Here is a 14,125-nt window from a genome sequence, read left to right on the forward strand (position 1 = left end):
TGCCCCGCATCTCTGTGGGCCCTGCGTCGTGGTGATGTAATACAGGCCCTGGACCTGGGCCCCGCGGTCCGCGCCACTACCTTGGCTCCTGCCGAGCATGGCTCGGCACTACCCTTTACTCGATGTTCTGGACCTGCTCGCGGATCTGGTCGATCAGCACTTTCAGCTCGACGGCGGCATTGGAGGTGCGTGCGTCCACCGACTTGGAGCCCAGGGTGTTGGCTTCGCGATTGAACTCCTGCAGCAGGAAGTCCAGGCGGCGGCCGACCGGCTCGCGCTGGCGCAGCACGCGGCGGATTTCCGCGATATGGCTGTCCAGACGGTCCAGTTCCTCATCCACGTCGAGCTTCTGCAGCCACATCACCAGCTCCTGCTCCGCCCGGCCCGGATCAACCGGGTGCGGCAGGTCGGCCAGGCGTGCGGCCAGCTTGACCCGCTGCCCCTCGCGGATGGCCGGGATCAGCTCGCGGACTTCACCGGCAATGCGTTCGACCGAATCGACGCGCTCGCTGATCGCCGTGGCCAGCTTGTCGCCTTCGCGCTCGCGCGCCTGCACGAAGCTGGTGACGGTCTCTTCCAGCAAGGCCAATGCTTCGGCGTGCAGGGCGGCACTGTCGGTCGCCTCGGCGCGCAGCACGCCGGGGTATTGCAGCAGGTCGGTGAAGCCCACCTGCATCCCGGGGAAGCGGCTGTGCAGGCGCTGCGCCAATTCAGACAGCTGATCCACCAGCACCTCGTTGACGGCCAGCGAGGTGGCGGCTTCCGGTGCACGCAGGCGCATCACCAGGTCGAGCTTGCCGCGGCTGACCCGGGCGGCAACGCGCTCGCGCAGCTGCGGCTCCAGCGCACGCAGGTCCTCGGGCAGACGCACGCCCACTTCCAGGAACCGGTGGTTCACCGAGCGCAGTTCGCAGCCCAAGGTGCCCCACGCGGTGATGCGTTCGCCGCCGGCATAGGCGGTCATGCTCCGAATCATGTGCTTTCCGATGTGTTTCAAAGGGCGAATGGTACCCTAGCCACCTCTGGACGCTGGTGCATCCACCACCCAGACGTCCGCCAGATCAACTCGTACTAACCGGATTCCCCATGACCTTCTCCCGTCCCAGCGGCCGCCAGGCCGATCAGATGCGCACCGTCACCATCGAGCGTTCCTTCACCCGCCATGCCGAAGGCTCGGTGCTGGTGAGCTTTGGCGACACCCGCGTGCTGTGCACCGCCAGCGTCGAGAACCGGGTACCCGGCTTCCTGCGTGGCAAGGGCGAAGGCTGGGTCACCGCCGAATACGGCATGCTGCCGCGCTCCACCCACACCCGCTCCGACCGTGAAGCCGCGCGCGGCAAGCAGGGCGGCCGCACCCTGGAAATCCAGCGCCTGATCGGCCGCACCCTGCGTGCCTGCATCGACCGCAACGCATTGGGCGAACGCACCATCACCCTGGACTGCGACGTGCTGCAGGCCGACGGTGGTACCCGCACTGCCGCCATCACCGGCGCATACGTCGCCCTGGTGGACGCGGTGAACCTGCTGATGAAGCGCGGCGAGATCAAGCGCAACCCGTTGTTCGGCGCGGTCGCTGCCGTGTCGGTTGGCGTTTACAAGGGCCAGCCGGTGCTGGACCTGGATTACCCGGAAGACAGCGACTGCGATACCGACATGAACATCGTCATGAATGACGGCGGTGGCTTCATCGAGCTGCAGGGCACGGCCGAAGGCCATGCCTTCCGCCGCGAGGAACTGGACGCGCTGCTGGTGCTGGCCGAAAAGGGCATCCGCGAGCTGTTCGACGCCCAGCAGGCGGCATTGGCGTCGGCATGAACCGGCGCCTCGCACTGGTCACCCTCGTCGTCGCCGATTACGACGAAGCCATCGCCTGGTACACCGGCAAGCTCGGCTTCCAGCTGCTGGCGGACCTGGACCAGGGCCGCAAGCGCTGGGTGGTGGTCGGCCCGACCGATGGCAGCGCCGCTGCGCTGCTGTTGGCGCGTGCCAGCGACGAGGAGCAGCGCAGCCGCATCGGCAACCAGACCGGTGGCCGCGTTGGCTTCTTCCTGCACACCGATGACTTCCATCGCGACCACGCGGCAATGCTCGCGCAGGGTGTGGAATTCCTCGAAGCCCCGCGCGATGAACCCTATGCCACGGTCGCGGTGTTCCGCGACCTGTACGGCAACACCTGGGACTTGTTGGAGCCCAAGCAATGAAACTGGTACTGGCCAGCGGCAACGCCGGCAAGCTGAAAGAACTGCAGGCCATGCTGGCCGAGCTGCCGCTGCAGATCGTGCCGCAGCGCGAACTGGGCGTGGACGATGTGCCGGAAACCGGCCTGACCTTCGTCGAGAACGCGTTGATCAAGGCCCGCCATGCCTGCACAGTGACCGGCCTGCCAGCGCTGGCCGACGACTCCGGCCTGATTGTCGATGCACTGGACGGCGCGCCCGGCCTGTACAGCGCGCGCTATGCCGGCAGCCCCACCGATGATGCCGCCAACAACGCCAAGCTGCTTGATGCGCTGCGCGATGTCCCGGCCGAACGCCGCACGGCGCGCTTCTACGCGGTGATCGTGCTGCTGCGCCATGCCAACGACCCGCAACCGCTGATCTGCGAAGGCAGCTGGGAAGGTCGCATCATCGACGAACTGCGCGGCAGCAATGGCTTCGGCTACAACCCGGTGTTCCTGGATGAAGAACTCGGCCTGACCGCCGCGCAGATGGAACCAGCGCAGAAGAACGGCCGCAGCCACCGCGCCAAGGCGCTGCAGCTGTTGTTGCAGCGCATGTCGCAACTTAGTTTCGATTGACCACGGAGATCAGGGAATGACGCCACGCCGCTATCGGACCCGGATGGGGCTTGTGCAGCTTGTCGCCATTCTGGGCGCTGTAAGCGGCGCGATAGTGGGCGCCATACTGGCGTATGACGGGGAGCAATCCTGGCTAGCACTGCCGCTTTGGGCGCTTGGCTGCGCGCTGGTCATTTCACTGATCGCTGCTCCCATCCTGTGGCAACGCGTGGTGCTGGATGAGCGGGCTGGCCAGCTCCGCTACCACAACATCGCCACCGCACACCGCTGGCGCAAGGTGGACCTGGTGGACGTGCTTGAGGTCCGCTACGACAACTTCGCCGACAAGCGCAAAGCCATGGTTTCCGGCCTGTATCTGCACATGCGCAATGGCAGCCGACCGGCGCGCCACCGTCTCATGGACAACGAGGTCGGCAGTTACCAAGGGCCGTCACCGATGTTCCGCGATGTCAGCGCAGCCGTGCTACGTGCACAACCACGTTCGCTGGTCGATCCAATCCTGCTGGCCGGGCAATAGCGCCCGCAGCCCTGTACTCCCACTCTTTCCAACAGCCGTCCATGCCGCACTCCCACGACCACTGCAACCACCTTCCCGGCGAATCCTGCGCGATCGATCACGGTCACGCTGCCGGCGTGCAGCTGGTGCCGCCGCCACTGGCGCTGTACGTGCACCTGCCGTGGTGCGTGCGCAAATGCCCGTACTGCGATTTCAACTCGCATGCCGGCAAGGGCGAGTTGCCGTTCGATGCCTATATCGATGCCCTGATCCGCGACCTGGACCAGGACCTGCCGCTGGTCTGGGGCCGGGTGGTCAGCAGCGTGTTCTTCGGCGGTGGCACGCCCAGCCTGTTCCCACCGGAAGCGATCGACCGTTTCCTGCAGGCGGCCAGCGCACGGCTGCGTTTCGCGCCGAACCTGGAAGTGACGCTGGAAACCAATCCGGGCACGGCCGAGCACGGCCGCTTCGACCGCTACCGCGCCGCCGGCGTGAACCGCATCAGCTTCGGCATCCAGACCTTCAACGACGAAGCGCTCAAGCGCCTGGGTCGCATCCACGACAGCAACGAGGCCGAGCGCGCGGTCAAGCTGGCGCAGGATGCCGGCTACAAGAACTTCAACATCGACCTGATGTACGCGCTGCCGCAGCAGACCCTGGCCCAGGCAGAGCACGATCTTGAACGCGCCTTCGCCCTCGATCCCACCCATATCTCGCACTACCAGCTGACGCTGGAGCCGAATACGGTGTTCTTCGCCCGCCCGCCGCAGGGTATCCCCGACGAAGACAGCGCCTGGGACATCCAGGAGCACTGCCAGGCCCTGCTGGCCGAGCGCGGCTATGGCCAGTACGAGGTCAGTGCCTATGCCCGCGATGGCTGGCAGTGCCAGCACAACCTCAACTACTGGCGCTTTGGCGACTACCTGGGCATCGGCGCCGGCGCCCACGGCAAGATCAGCTCCGGCGCCGAGCAGCACGTGCTGCGCCGCTGGAAGCACAAGCACCCGCAGACCTTCATGGACACCGCCGGCAGCCTGGCCAGCATCGGCGGCGATGACGTGATCAGTCCCGAGCGGCTACCGTTCGAGTACATGCTCAACCTGCTGCGCCTGCACGAGGGCTTCAGCCTGCGCGATTTCGAGTCGCGCACGGGTTTGGCACGAAGCGTGCTTCTACCCTCCCTGGCAATGGCGGTGGAGCGTGGCTGGCTCACCCATGACGGGGATTACTGGACCCCGACCGAGCTTGGCCGCCGCTTCACCAACGATGTGGTGGAGTTGTTCCTGGCGTAAGACCCGCGAAAAGTGGCCGTTACATCACATAAATGATAGAAAACGCCCATTCAGGGGGAAGGAAAACAGGATGCCAGGCACCGCACCACGCTCAGCAAGCCAATCCATGGCAAGGATCGCCAGTGCGCCGGTATCTGCCCGCGTGCGTCACTTGTTGGAAAGCATCTTCCAGGCCACCGATGAAGTCCTGCGCACGCCGTTGCAACTGACCGCCATCGAGCTGGAACGCGCGATGTTCAAACGCGCGGAGTTGGCCCACAACAGCCAGATCCAGTCCGACATCTATGCGCAGCTGCGGGTGCTGCGCGAGCACATGGAACAATTCCCCGAGCTTTTCCTTGATGCGCTGGCCATGCAAGTGGCGAGCTTCAAGGACCCGCCCAAGCCCGACCAGGAAGCGCACGCGGCCACGTTCAAGTCGATGACGCTGGTCGAAGACACCGACATCGACCGCGATATCGTGCTGCACGAAATGGCACGACGCGAAGCATTCCGCGCTCCCAGCCCCTTGCTGTTGCTGGGGCAGCGCTTTGCGGTGCTGGCCGCACAACCGGCATTTGATCCCGAGCGCCTGCCGGTCGGTCCCTACGCCCAGTGCCGGGCAGTGCGCGACGCCGGCGAGCAGATGCAGCTCAACCTCGATACCCAGCTGGTGCTGTTCCAGGTATTCGAGCGCATGGTCATGCCGCGCCATGCTGAACTGGTCGATCGCCTGAACATCCTGCTGGAGCGCGAAGGCGTGCTTCCAGGGCTGGTTTACCGTCCGCATCTCCCCCGCCCCTCCGCCCCACGTGGCGCTGGCGCCGGGGGCGGTCATGCCGATGCTGGCGGCAGCGGGCCGCGCAATGCCGGCCCAACCCCGCTGACCAGCTGGCAAGGCCAGGCGCCGGCGGCATCGTGGGCCAGTATTTCCAATGAGCTGCTGGGCAGCCCCGCAGGAGCACCGGCCCAGGCCAGCGCCGCACCGGTGCAGGTGCCCGCCAGCGGCGCCGCCATGCCGCCGATGGAAAGCCTGCACAACCTGCTTGATGCCGCCCGCCACGCACTTACGCTTGGCGCTGGCGCTGGCGCCGCTGGTGCTGGTGCTGGTGCTGCCGGTGGCACTGTCGGTGCCGGTGGTGGCGCAGCCGCAACGACAGCCACGGGTGGCATGCCCGACTTTGCCGCCCTGCAGGCGCAGGCGCAGCGCGGTACTACAGGTTCAGCAGCGGGTGCCGGAAGCACTGCTCCCGCCGGCCCTGCCAGCATCAACAACGCGGGCGTGCCAGCCCAGCCTGTCTCCACCCAGACCGCGCTGGATGTGCTGGGCAAACTGCAGGCGGCCGCATCGTCCTCCGGTAGCCGCCACAGCATGGCCGACATCCGCAACGCGATGATGGCGCAGGTCAAGGCCGAGCACGGCCCTGCCGCGACGCTGTCGGTGCAGGACGGCGATACCATGGACCTGCTGGGCATGCTCTACACCGAGCTGCAGCGCGAAGTGCGCAGCGAAGGCCCTGCCGCCGACCTGCTGCGCCGCCTGCAGGTACCACTTGCCCGCGCCGCGATCAGCGACCAGGAGTTCTTCCTGCGCGACCAACACCCGGCCCGCGAGCTGCTCAATGCCGTCGCCGAATCCGGCGCGGTCTGGCTCAGTGATGAAGACAGCGATCCGGTCCTGCAGCTGAAGCTCAAGGACGCGGTCAACAAGGTCGTCAACGACTACCACGGCGACGAGTCCGTCTTCGTCGAAGCCAACGACATCATCCAGGGACATCTGCGCGCGGCGGCCCGCCGCGCGGAAATGGCCGAGCGCCGCCAGATCGATGCCGCACGCGGCAAGGAACGCCTGGAGGCTGCCAAACAACTGGCCAACAGCACCATCGACGAGCTGTGCCAGACCACCGAACCGCCCAAGTTCGTGCAGACCCTGCTGCGCAAGGCGTGGGCCGATGTCCTTACCCTCACCCTGCTGCGCAACGGTGAAGGTTCGGAGGAGTGGCAGCAACGCGAGCAGGCCACCCGCCGCATCAGCGAGATTACCGGCTTGCCGCCTGGCGGCGCAGCCGATGTCAACTTCGGCGAGGAGATCGAGCAATCGCTGCTGCAGGTGGGCTACCACCAGGATGAGGCCGCCGCCATCTCGCGCCGGCTGTCCACACCCGGCGGCGAGGATGAGATCACCTCACGCACCGAACTGACCGCCAAGCTCAAGGCGCGCAGCCGCCTGGGCGAGGCCGGCGAGCCGGAAGAAGAAGAGCGGCGCAAGAAAGTCGAGCCGGCCCGTACCGAAGAGGAAGAAGCGCATTACCGCCAGCTGCGCACCCTGCCATTCGGTACCTGGTTCGAATTCACCGTCAACCAGCAGGGCGACAACCGGCGCCAGCGCCTGTCCTGGTACAGCCTGATCACCGGCAATGCCTTGTTCGTCAACCAACGCGGCCAGAAGGTGTCGGAGCAATCACTCGACGCGATGTCCCGGCTGATGGCCAAGGGCCAGCTGCGCATCGTCACCGAAGACAAGGGCCGCCTGATCGACCGCGCCTGGCAGGCCACCGTACGCGCGCTGCGCTCCATCGCCGGCCAGGCCTCCAACAGCGGGGAATCCGCATGATCACCAATACCCGCCGTGCACCGCGCCTGCAGGTACCCGATCTGGTGCAGGTGCGCGACCAGATGACCGGCACCCAGATCGGCCGGCTCGGCAACATATCCGAAACCGGCATGTTGCTGATCACCTCCGTGCCGATGCAGGAGGACGCGCTGTACCAGCTGCAGTTCCCCATCCCGGACGGCCGTGGCGGCCATCTGCAGATCGATGCAGGCGTGCACCTTCTGTGGTGTGAGCCGACACACGCGCCCGAGCAGTCATGGGCAGGGTTCCGCTTCCTGACCTTGGACAAGGTCCACCGCGAGCGTCTTGCGCAGTGGATCGAAGGCAGCATCCCCGCAACCTGAGTGCCGAAAACGGCACAGCAGCGGCCGGCTGATTGCGGCAAAATTGGGGCCTGCATTCCGCATGTCCCAGCGAGCCACCGCGATGAACCAGCAAGATCCAGGCAGCCTGTACGCCCACCACCTTGGGCAGATGATCCGCCGCGCCGACGCGGCGCTTGCACGCGGTGGTTTCGATCACCTGGTGGTTCCCAGCGGCACCCAGCACTACCAGGTGTTCGACGACCGCGACTACCCGTACGCGGTCAATCCTCAGTTCAAGACCTGGCTGCCGCTGACCAAGCTGCCGTACAGCTGGCTGATCCACACCCCGGGCAAGCGCCCGACCCTGGTGTTCTACCAGCCCTTCGATTACTGGCACGTGGTCCCGGGCGCGCCGAGCGGCTGGTGGGTGGAGCATTTCGACATCCATATCATCCGCAAGCCCGAAGAGGCCCTGGCCCTGCTGCCAGCCGACCCGAGCCGCTGCGCCATCCTCGGCGAGGCGCAGAGCGCACTGGGCGGCTTTGCCCCGAACAACCCGGCAGCGGTGATCAATTACCTGGAATGGCATCGCGGCTACAAGACGCCGTATGAAATCGCGCTGATGCGCCAGGCCCAGGTACTGGGCGTACGCGGCCACCGCGCCGCCGAGGCCGCATTCCGTGCCGGTGCCAGCGAATTCGAGATCCATATGGCTTATTGCAGCGCCGTCGGCCAGGATGCCAACGAACTGCCCTATGGCAACATCATCGGCCTCAACGAACATGCCGCCGTGCTGCATTACACCGACCTGGGCAAGCAGGCACCGCAGCCGCTGCGCAGCTTCCTGATCGACGCCGGCGCCTCGGCCTACGGTTATGCCAGCGACATCACCCGCACCTATGCAGCAACCGGCCACGACGAATTCCAGTCCTTCATCGATGCGGTGGACGCAGCGCAGCTGAAGATGTGTGCAGCGGTACGTGCTGGCTTTGATTACAAGCAGCTGCACATCGATGCGCACCTGTCGCTGATGGGCATCCTCAAGGATTTCGGCGTGATCACGGTTTCGCCCGAAGCTGCCTTGGCAACCGGCGTGAGCGCTGCATTCTTCCCGCACGGCATCGGCCATCTGATCGGCGCGCAGGTCCACGACGTGGCCGGCTTTGCCGCCAGCGAAGATGGCGGCCGCGTCGAGCGCCCGGCCGGCCATCCCTACCTGCGCATGACCCGCGTACTGGAGCCGGGCATGGTGGTCACCATCGAGCCGGGCCTGTACTTCATCGACATGTTGCTGGACGAAGTGAAGAAGGCCGGCAACGCCGCCAGCATCAACTGGGACCGCGTGGACTTCTTCCGTCCTTACGGTGGCGTCCGCATCGAAGACGAAGTGCTGTGCACCGACGGCGAAGCAGACAACCTGACCCGTCCGGAATTCGCCGCACAGGCGTGATGCAAGGGCGACATCCGTCGCCCTGTTATTGACCCCCGGGCGTGCAATGCGCCCGGGATGAGCGATACGGCGGATGTACCAGCATCCGCTTTCGCGAGAACCTTCGTCCCTCCCCTCAAAAGAAGCACAGCCAATCAAGCTTTGGCTTTGGCTTTGGCTGCTGTTGCTGTTGCTGTTGCTGTTTCCCCTCCCTTACGCGCAGCGTAGGGGAGGGTCAGGGAGGGGTGCCGTTGCTTTGCACTTGCACTTGCACTTGCACTTGCTGTTGCACTTGCTGTCGCTGTTGCTGTTGCTCTGCGCCTTTGACGTACGGGCCCCTTCCGCAGCGACGGAGCTGGCAGACAAGACCCCGCACGGGGCGACGTGCAGGACGCACGTCGTTTTTCGACGATACATGGATGTATCGTCGAAAAATCCTGCCAGCGGAGTGGACCTGGAACGCGCAGCGCGGAAGGCGCGTAGGCAGGGTGTGCTTTCTTTGGGCCACCTTTCTTTGCACAAGCAAAGAAAGGTGTGCTCGCGCGCCGAAGGCGGGCGAAAGCTCTTGATCTTGATTGCCGTTGCCGTTGGAGCGAGAGCAAAGGCAAAGGCTTTCACTCCCCTTCGGGGAGCGAGTCACTTTTTTTTGCTTGTGCAAAGAAGAAGTAACCAAAAGAAGCGCTTTTCAACAGCCGAATGGCTGGTCAAGCACACTCTGCCTCCCCGCCCACGCCGCTTCGCGCCGCAGGTCCACTCCGCCGCCGGGATTTTTCGACGATACATCCATGTATCGTCGAAAAACGACGTGCGTCCTGCACGTCGCCCCATTCGGGGTCTTGTCCGTCGGCTGCGTCGCTGCGGAAGGGGTCCGGTGGATCAAGAGCTTTGGAGCAACTGCAGCTGCAGCTGCAGAAGCGACGGCAACAGCAACTGCACCCCTCCCATGCCCTCCCCTACGCTTTGCGTAAGGGAGGGCAAGTTCCAAAGCAAGTGCTGGAGCGAAGGCAACTGCTACAGCCTCGTGCAGTGCGCCTCAGCGTTTGGCCATGAAGGCTTCGATCTCGTCGGCACTTCGCTCCAGCGCACCGGTCAGCACACGGTGCCCGTCCTCGGTGATCAACACATCATCCTCGATGCGGATACCAATCCCGCGCCAGCGCGCCTCCACACTGCGATCGTCCGGCGAGATGTACAGGCCCGGTTCGATGGTGAACACCATGCCAGGCTCCAACAGGCGCGACTCGCCTGCTACCCGGTAATCACCCACATCATGCACATCCATGCCCAGCCAATGGCCGGTCTTGTGCCGGTAAAAACGCTGGTAGTGACGCTCGATGATGTTCTCTTCCAGATCACCCTTCAGCAGACCCAGCCGCAACAAACCCTCGGTCAATACCTCAACCGCCGCCAGATGCCCTTCCTCGTAGGCAATGCCCGGCTGCGCCTGCTCCAGCGCCGCGGCCTGCGCCGCCAGCACCAGGTCATGCAGCGCGCGCTGTTCCTCGCTGAAACGGCCATTGACCGGGAAAGTACGGGTGATGTCACTGGCGTAGCCGCGATACTCCGCACCCGCATCGATCAACACCAGATCGCCATCGCGACTCCCGCTGTTGTTGTCGCGGTAATGCAGCACACAGGCGTTGGCGCCGGCACCGACAATGCTGTTGTATGCAGAACACGCATCGGCCGCACGGAACTCTCGTTCCAGCTCCGCCTGCAACTCGTACTCATGGATACCCGCCCGCGCTGCACGCATCGCCGCGCGGTGCGCACGCACACTGATGTCAGCCGCCTCCTGCATCAAGGCGATCTCATCGGCGCTCTTGTACAGGCGCTGCTCGTGCAGCAGGTGGCCAAGTTCAAGGAATTCATGCGGCGGCTGCGCACCATTGCGCACCTGCGAACGCACCCGGTTCACCCAGCCAATCAACTTCAGGTCGAAGTCGGCGTCGCGGCCGAAGTGGTAGTACACCCGCGAACGGCCCTCCAGCAGGCCCGGCAGGATCTCGTCCAGGTCCTCGATTGGATAGGCGTCATCCATGCCGTAATGCGCGACTGCACCGTCCTGGCCTTCGCGCGGGCCATCCCAGGCTTCGCGGTCCGGGTCGCGCTCACGGCAGAACAGGATCACCTCACCGTGCTTGCGCCCCGGGATCAGCACCAGCACCGCCTCCGGCTCCTGGAAGCCACTCAGGTACCAGAAGTCCGAATCCTGCCGGTATGGGTAGAACGTATCGTTGCTGCGCACCCGCTCCGGTGCCGCGGGCAGCACCAGAATGGCGTCATCACCCGCCGCTTCCATCAACTGCCGGCGGCGGCGGGCGTACTCGGCGGGGGTGATCCCGGACAGACGCTTCATCGCGTACCTCAGTTCAGGCTTTGCCGGTGGCGCGAACCCATCACGCAGTCGCCATGCAACAGCAAGGCAGCAACGCGCACGAACTCCTCGATCTCGGACAGCGCGTCCTCGTCTTCGTCAGCGCTGTCGAACTCATCACTGGAGGCCTGGGCAAGCCGCGCCAGATCCTGCAGCGCTTCTTCGCCTTCTTCACTCAGCGCCGGACGCTTGCCGGAGGCCAGGCCGAAGCCGCCCAGGAAGGCACGGCACCATTCAAACAAGGCGTCGGTACGCGCCTGCAGCGGTTCGGCAGCATCCACCAGCACCAGCTCGAAGGCGAAGTCACGGTCTTCCAGCTGCGCGACCGTGGCCTGTCGCAGCAGGTCCAGGGTGCTGCCGGGTTCCGGCGCTGGCAGGTTGTCGTCGGCCAGCACCTTGGCCGGCCACGCAGGCACATCGGCACCGCCGGCGGCCAACCAGCCGCACAGTCCGCCATGGAGTTCGGCCGGGGAAGCAGCCAGGCCCAGCGATTGGCTGGCCTGGAGGATGTCGTTGACGGCGGGAAGGTCGGTCATGTCACAGGTCTGTAAAGCGGAGAGGAACGCCGGCACCGACAAGGTGACGACGGCCGCACAGTGTAGCAACCGCGCTGCATACTCCTTCTTGACCGGCCCTCATCGCCATGCCTATCGTGCCAACCATGGACTCCTTCGACCCCGCTGGCCAGCTGCTGGCCCTCGCCTCCCGCCTTGAGCTGCTGCTTGAGCGCAACCAGCGGCTGAGCGATGAAAACCGCAGCCTGCGCCAGCAGCAGGAACAGCTGATCAGCGAGCGTTCACAGCTGCTGACCAAGAACGAACAGGCCCGCTCCCGGGTGGAAGCCATGATCACCCGCCTCAAGTCGCTGGAGCAGCACACGTGAGCAACAACGAACCGGTCAGCGTCCATATCCTGGACCGCGAGTACACCGTTGGCGTGGAACCCACCGAGCGCGAAAGCCTCACCGCCGCCGCACGTGTGCTCGACGGCAAGATGCGTGAGATCCGCGGCAGCAACCGGATGGCGGCGGTGGACCGCATCGCGGTGTTGGCGGCACTCAATCTTGCGCATGAGTTGCAGCAGGTGCGTGATGAGCAGCTCGCCCAGCAGCAGCGTTTTCAATCGGCGATGAACGAGTTGAACCGGCGCCTGGACCTGGCCATCGACAACGCGCGTTGATCCAGCTGACCAGCTCAGACAGATGAATCCGCAATTCGTGAAATACGGCTGCACCTAGCCGCGCAACCTCGTTATACTGGCGACGCGTTCTCTGCTGTGAACGACGGCGTGTGCAAACATTCGCCTTGTCCCTTAATTACGACCACGGGGGCGCGACGGAGCCGGGTGTGCAAGTCCGCCTTGTAGCGGGAAGCCCGATGGCCCCCCAGCGTTCCCACTTGAACCCCGGGTTCAAGGTCGTTTCGCACGCATCGTCACCGCGGAGAATGCAATATTCCAGAACGGCGCCTAACGGCGCCGTTCTTTTTTTTGTCTTTTTTTCCTTCTCCCTCCGGGAGAAGGTGCCCCGAAGGGGCGGATGAGGGTGAGCGCGAAGCCTCATGCATGTTGATCTCACATCGCTTCACCCGCACCCTCTCCCCACCCCCCCTCCCGACGGGAGAGGGGCTTCAACTCTCTGCCCGCAGATTTTTCCCCGATGACTGCCGATCACCGCCAACTCCTCCGCCAACAACTGCGCCAGCGCCGCCGCGACATCCCTGCCGCCGAGCGCATCGCCGCGGCCGAAGCCCTGGCCACAAACCTCCTGTCCCTGCCTTTCGCCGGGATCAGTGGTCATGTCGCCGGTTACTGGGCGATGGACGGCGAGATCGCCCTGCACCGCTGGCAGATGCAGTTGCCGCCACAGCAGACCTATTGCCTGCCGGTCCTGCACGGCAAGCTGCTGCGCTTCGCCCCGTGGCGGCCCGGGCAGGTACTGGTCAGCAACCGTTATGGCATTCCCGAACCGGATGTAGACCCCGCGCAGGCCCTGCGGCCGGAGGAAATGGCCTTGGTCGTCGCCCCGCTGGTGGGCTTTGATGACGGCGGCCGGCGGCTGGGCATGGGGGGCGGCTGGTATGATCGCAGCTTCGCATTTCGGCAGCGCCAGGCCGCGCCGCCGTGGCTGGTGGGGGTAGGTTTCTCCGCCCAGCAGCTGCCGTCATTGCCGGTCGAGGACTGGGATGTGGCGGTGGATGCCATCTGTACCGAGCAGGCCACTCTCTACCCGGAACCGTTGAACGCATGACCGCCCGCAAGCGCTATTGGCTGATGAAGTCCGAACCGGACGCCTTTTCCATCGACGACCTGCAGCGCGTGGGCACGGAACCGTGGAATGGCGTGCGCAACTACCAGGCACGCAATTTCATGCGCGATGGCATGAAGGTCGGCGACGGCATCCTGTTCTACCACTCCAATACCAAGGTGCCGGGCATCGTCGGCATTGCCACGGTGGCCAGCGAAGCCTACCCGGACGACACCCAGTTCGATCCAAAATCCGATTACTTCGACCCCAAGAGCAGCCGCGAAGAACCGCGCTGGATGCTGGTGGACGTGGGTTTCGAGCGCAAGCTGGCGCAGGTGATCGCGCTGGACGAGATCAAGCTGCATGCCGAGGAACTGGGCGAAGGTTTCCCGCTGACCGCCAAGGGCAACCGCCTGTCGGTGTTCCCGGTTACCGCTGCACAGTGGAAGCTGCTGCTGTCGCTGGAAAAGAAAGCCAAATAATTCCCTCTTGTGGGAGCGGCGTAAGCCGCGCCGCCGCGACCGGTTGCGTTGGCCGGCGTCGCGGCTGCCGCCGCGCCGTCGAAGACGCAGTAAGCACCGCTCGGGCCCC

Annotated in this window: 15 protein-coding genes and 1 other RNA gene; 13 read left to right on the plus strand and 3 right to left on the minus strand. The window is 65.0% G+C overall.

Annotated elements, in window-relative coordinates:
* Positions 1–115: 115 nt before the first annotated feature.
* The gene (locus AC1VWL_RS17855) at positions 116–976 is read right to left on the minus strand and encodes a YicC/YloC family endoribonuclease (RefSeq protein WP_282271467.1); all 861 of its coding nucleotides are present in this window, start codon (positions 974–976) and stop codon (positions 116–118) included.
* A 110-nt stretch (positions 977–1,086) separates the two neighbouring features.
* Here AC1VWL_RS17855 and rph point away from each other — a divergent pair, with 110 nt between their 5' ends.
* The 8 genes from rph (at position 1,087) to pepQ (ending at position 8,933) form a co-directional block, all read left to right on the plus strand.
* Positions 1,087–1,815: a ribonuclease PH gene (gene rph / locus AC1VWL_RS17860; protein ID WP_296250270.1), complete on the plus strand. Its 729-nt coding sequence runs from the start codon at positions 1,087–1,089 to the stop codon at positions 1,813–1,815.
* The gene (locus AC1VWL_RS17865) at positions 1,812–2,201 is read left to right on the plus strand and encodes a VOC family protein (RefSeq protein ID WP_482987574.1); all 390 of its coding nucleotides are present in this window, start codon (positions 1,812–1,814) and stop codon (positions 2,199–2,201) included. The genes rph and AC1VWL_RS17865 overlap by 4 nt, the downstream gene beginning before the upstream one ends.
* Positions 2,198–2,797 (plus strand): RdgB/HAM1 family non-canonical purine NTP pyrophosphatase, encoded by a 600-nt coding sequence (gene rdgB / locus AC1VWL_RS17870; RefSeq protein ID WP_282271472.1) that lies wholly within the window; start codon positions 2,198–2,200, stop codon positions 2,795–2,797. Before AC1VWL_RS17865 ends, rdgB begins: the two co-directional genes overlap by 4 nt.
* A gap of 16 nt (positions 2,798–2,813) precedes the next feature.
* Positions 2,814–3,314 (plus strand): hypothetical protein, encoded by a 501-nt coding sequence (locus AC1VWL_RS17875; RefSeq protein WP_482987575.1) that lies wholly within the window; start codon positions 2,814–2,816, stop codon positions 3,312–3,314.
* 41 nt (positions 3,315–3,355) lie between these two features.
* Complete coding sequence (gene hemW, locus AC1VWL_RS17880; RefSeq protein WP_482987576.1) at positions 3,356–4,585, plus strand: radical SAM family heme chaperone HemW; 1,230 nt, start codon at positions 3,356–3,358, stop codon at positions 4,583–4,585.
* Positions 4,586–4,691: 106 nt separating this feature from the next.
* Positions 4,692–7,178 (plus strand): DUF1631 family protein, encoded by a 2,487-nt coding sequence (locus AC1VWL_RS17885; RefSeq protein WP_482987577.1) that lies wholly within the window; start codon positions 4,692–4,694, stop codon positions 7,176–7,178.
* Positions 7,175–7,522, plus strand: a complete 348-nt coding sequence (locus AC1VWL_RS17890; protein WP_482987578.1) for a PilZ domain-containing protein — start codon at positions 7,175–7,177, stop codon at positions 7,520–7,522. The genes AC1VWL_RS17885 and AC1VWL_RS17890 overlap by 4 nt, the downstream gene beginning before the upstream one ends.
* 82 nt (positions 7,523–7,604) lie before the next feature.
* Positions 7,605–8,933 carry a Xaa-Pro dipeptidase gene (gene pepQ / locus AC1VWL_RS17895; RefSeq protein ID WP_482987582.1) on the plus strand — a complete coding sequence of 443 codons (1,329 nt, stop codon included), beginning with the start codon at positions 7,605–7,607 and terminating at the stop codon, positions 8,931–8,933.
* A gap of 1,012 nt (positions 8,934–9,945) precedes the next feature.
* Here the strand turns inward: pepQ and pepP are convergent.
* Positions 9,946–11,271, minus strand: coding sequence for a Xaa-Pro aminopeptidase (gene pepP, locus AC1VWL_RS17900; protein WP_482987579.1), 1,326 nt, complete (start codon positions 11,269–11,271; stop codon positions 9,946–9,948).
* Positions 11,272–11,279: 8 nt separating this feature from the next.
* Entirely contained in the window at positions 11,280–11,825 is a 546-nt protein-coding gene (locus AC1VWL_RS17905) for a YecA/YgfB family protein (protein ID WP_282273121.1), read from the minus strand.
* A 125-nt stretch (positions 11,826–11,950) separates the two neighbouring features.
* Between AC1VWL_RS17905 and AC1VWL_RS17910 the strand changes: the two genes are divergently transcribed.
* From AC1VWL_RS17910 to AC1VWL_RS17930, 5 genes are all read left to right on the plus strand, one after another.
* The gene (locus AC1VWL_RS17910; protein ID WP_282273125.1) at positions 11,951–12,172 is read left to right on the plus strand and encodes a TIGR02449 family protein; all 222 of its coding nucleotides are present in this window, start codon (positions 11,951–11,953) and stop codon (positions 12,170–12,172) included.
* Entirely contained in the window at positions 12,169–12,468 is a 300-nt protein-coding gene (locus AC1VWL_RS17915) for a cell division protein ZapA (RefSeq protein ID WP_282273119.1), read from the plus strand. Before AC1VWL_RS17910 ends, AC1VWL_RS17915 begins: the two co-directional genes overlap by 4 nt.
* An 85-nt stretch (positions 12,469–12,553) precedes the next feature.
* Positions 12,554–12,738, plus strand: a non-coding RNA gene (ssrS, locus tag AC1VWL_RS17920) — 6S RNA.
* A gap of 208 nt (positions 12,739–12,946) precedes the next feature.
* The gene (locus tag AC1VWL_RS17925) at positions 12,947–13,537 is read left to right on the plus strand and encodes a 5-formyltetrahydrofolate cyclo-ligase (protein WP_482987580.1); all 591 of its coding nucleotides are present in this window, start codon (positions 12,947–12,949) and stop codon (positions 13,535–13,537) included.
* Positions 13,534–14,016 (plus strand): EVE domain-containing protein, encoded by a 483-nt coding sequence (locus AC1VWL_RS17930; RefSeq protein ID WP_482987581.1) that lies wholly within the window; start codon positions 13,534–13,536, stop codon positions 14,014–14,016. The genes AC1VWL_RS17925 and AC1VWL_RS17930 overlap by 4 nt, the downstream gene beginning before the upstream one ends.
* Positions 14,017–14,125 lie beyond the last annotated feature (109 nt).

The organism is Stenotrophomonas sp. STEN063 (assembly GCF_056854515.1).

Excerpts from the sequence above, each read along its gene's own strand:
- AC1VWL_RS17855 (WP_282271467.1), bottom strand. The coding sequence starts at position 976 with ATGATTCGGAGCATGACCGCCTATGCCGGCGGCGAACGCATCACCGCG.
- rph (WP_296250270.1), top strand. The coding sequence starts at position 1,087 with ATGACCTTCTCCCGTCCCAGCGGCCGCCAGGCCGATCAGATGCGCACC.
- AC1VWL_RS17865 (WP_482987574.1), top strand. The coding sequence starts at position 1,812 with ATGAACCGGCGCCTCGCACTGGTCACCCTCGTCGTCGCCGATTACGAC.
- rdgB (WP_282271472.1), top strand. The coding sequence starts at position 2,198 with ATGAAACTGGTACTGGCCAGCGGCAACGCCGGCAAGCTGAAAGAACTG.
- AC1VWL_RS17875 (WP_482987575.1), top strand. The coding sequence starts at position 2,814 with ATGACGCCACGCCGCTATCGGACCCGGATGGGGCTTGTGCAGCTTGTC.
- hemW (WP_482987576.1), top strand. The coding sequence starts at position 3,356 with ATGCCGCACTCCCACGACCACTGCAACCACCTTCCCGGCGAATCCTGC.
- AC1VWL_RS17885 (WP_482987577.1), top strand. The coding sequence starts at position 4,692 with ATGGCAAGGATCGCCAGTGCGCCGGTATCTGCCCGCGTGCGTCACTTG.
- AC1VWL_RS17890 (WP_482987578.1), top strand. The coding sequence starts at position 7,175 with ATGATCACCAATACCCGCCGTGCACCGCGCCTGCAGGTACCCGATCTG.
- pepQ (WP_482987582.1), top strand. The coding sequence starts at position 7,605 with ATGAACCAGCAAGATCCAGGCAGCCTGTACGCCCACCACCTTGGGCAG.
- pepP (WP_482987579.1), bottom strand. The coding sequence starts at position 11,271 with ATGAAGCGTCTGTCCGGGATCACCCCCGCCGAGTACGCCCGCCGCCGC.
- AC1VWL_RS17905 (WP_282273121.1), bottom strand. The coding sequence starts at position 11,825 with ATGACCGACCTTCCCGCCGTCAACGACATCCTCCAGGCCAGCCAATCG.
- AC1VWL_RS17910 (WP_282273125.1), top strand. The coding sequence starts at position 11,951 with ATGGACTCCTTCGACCCCGCTGGCCAGCTGCTGGCCCTCGCCTCCCGC.
- AC1VWL_RS17925 (WP_482987580.1), top strand. The coding sequence starts at position 12,947 with ATGACTGCCGATCACCGCCAACTCCTCCGCCAACAACTGCGCCAGCGC.
- AC1VWL_RS17930 (WP_482987581.1), top strand. The coding sequence starts at position 13,534 with ATGACCGCCCGCAAGCGCTATTGGCTGATGAAGTCCGAACCGGACGCC.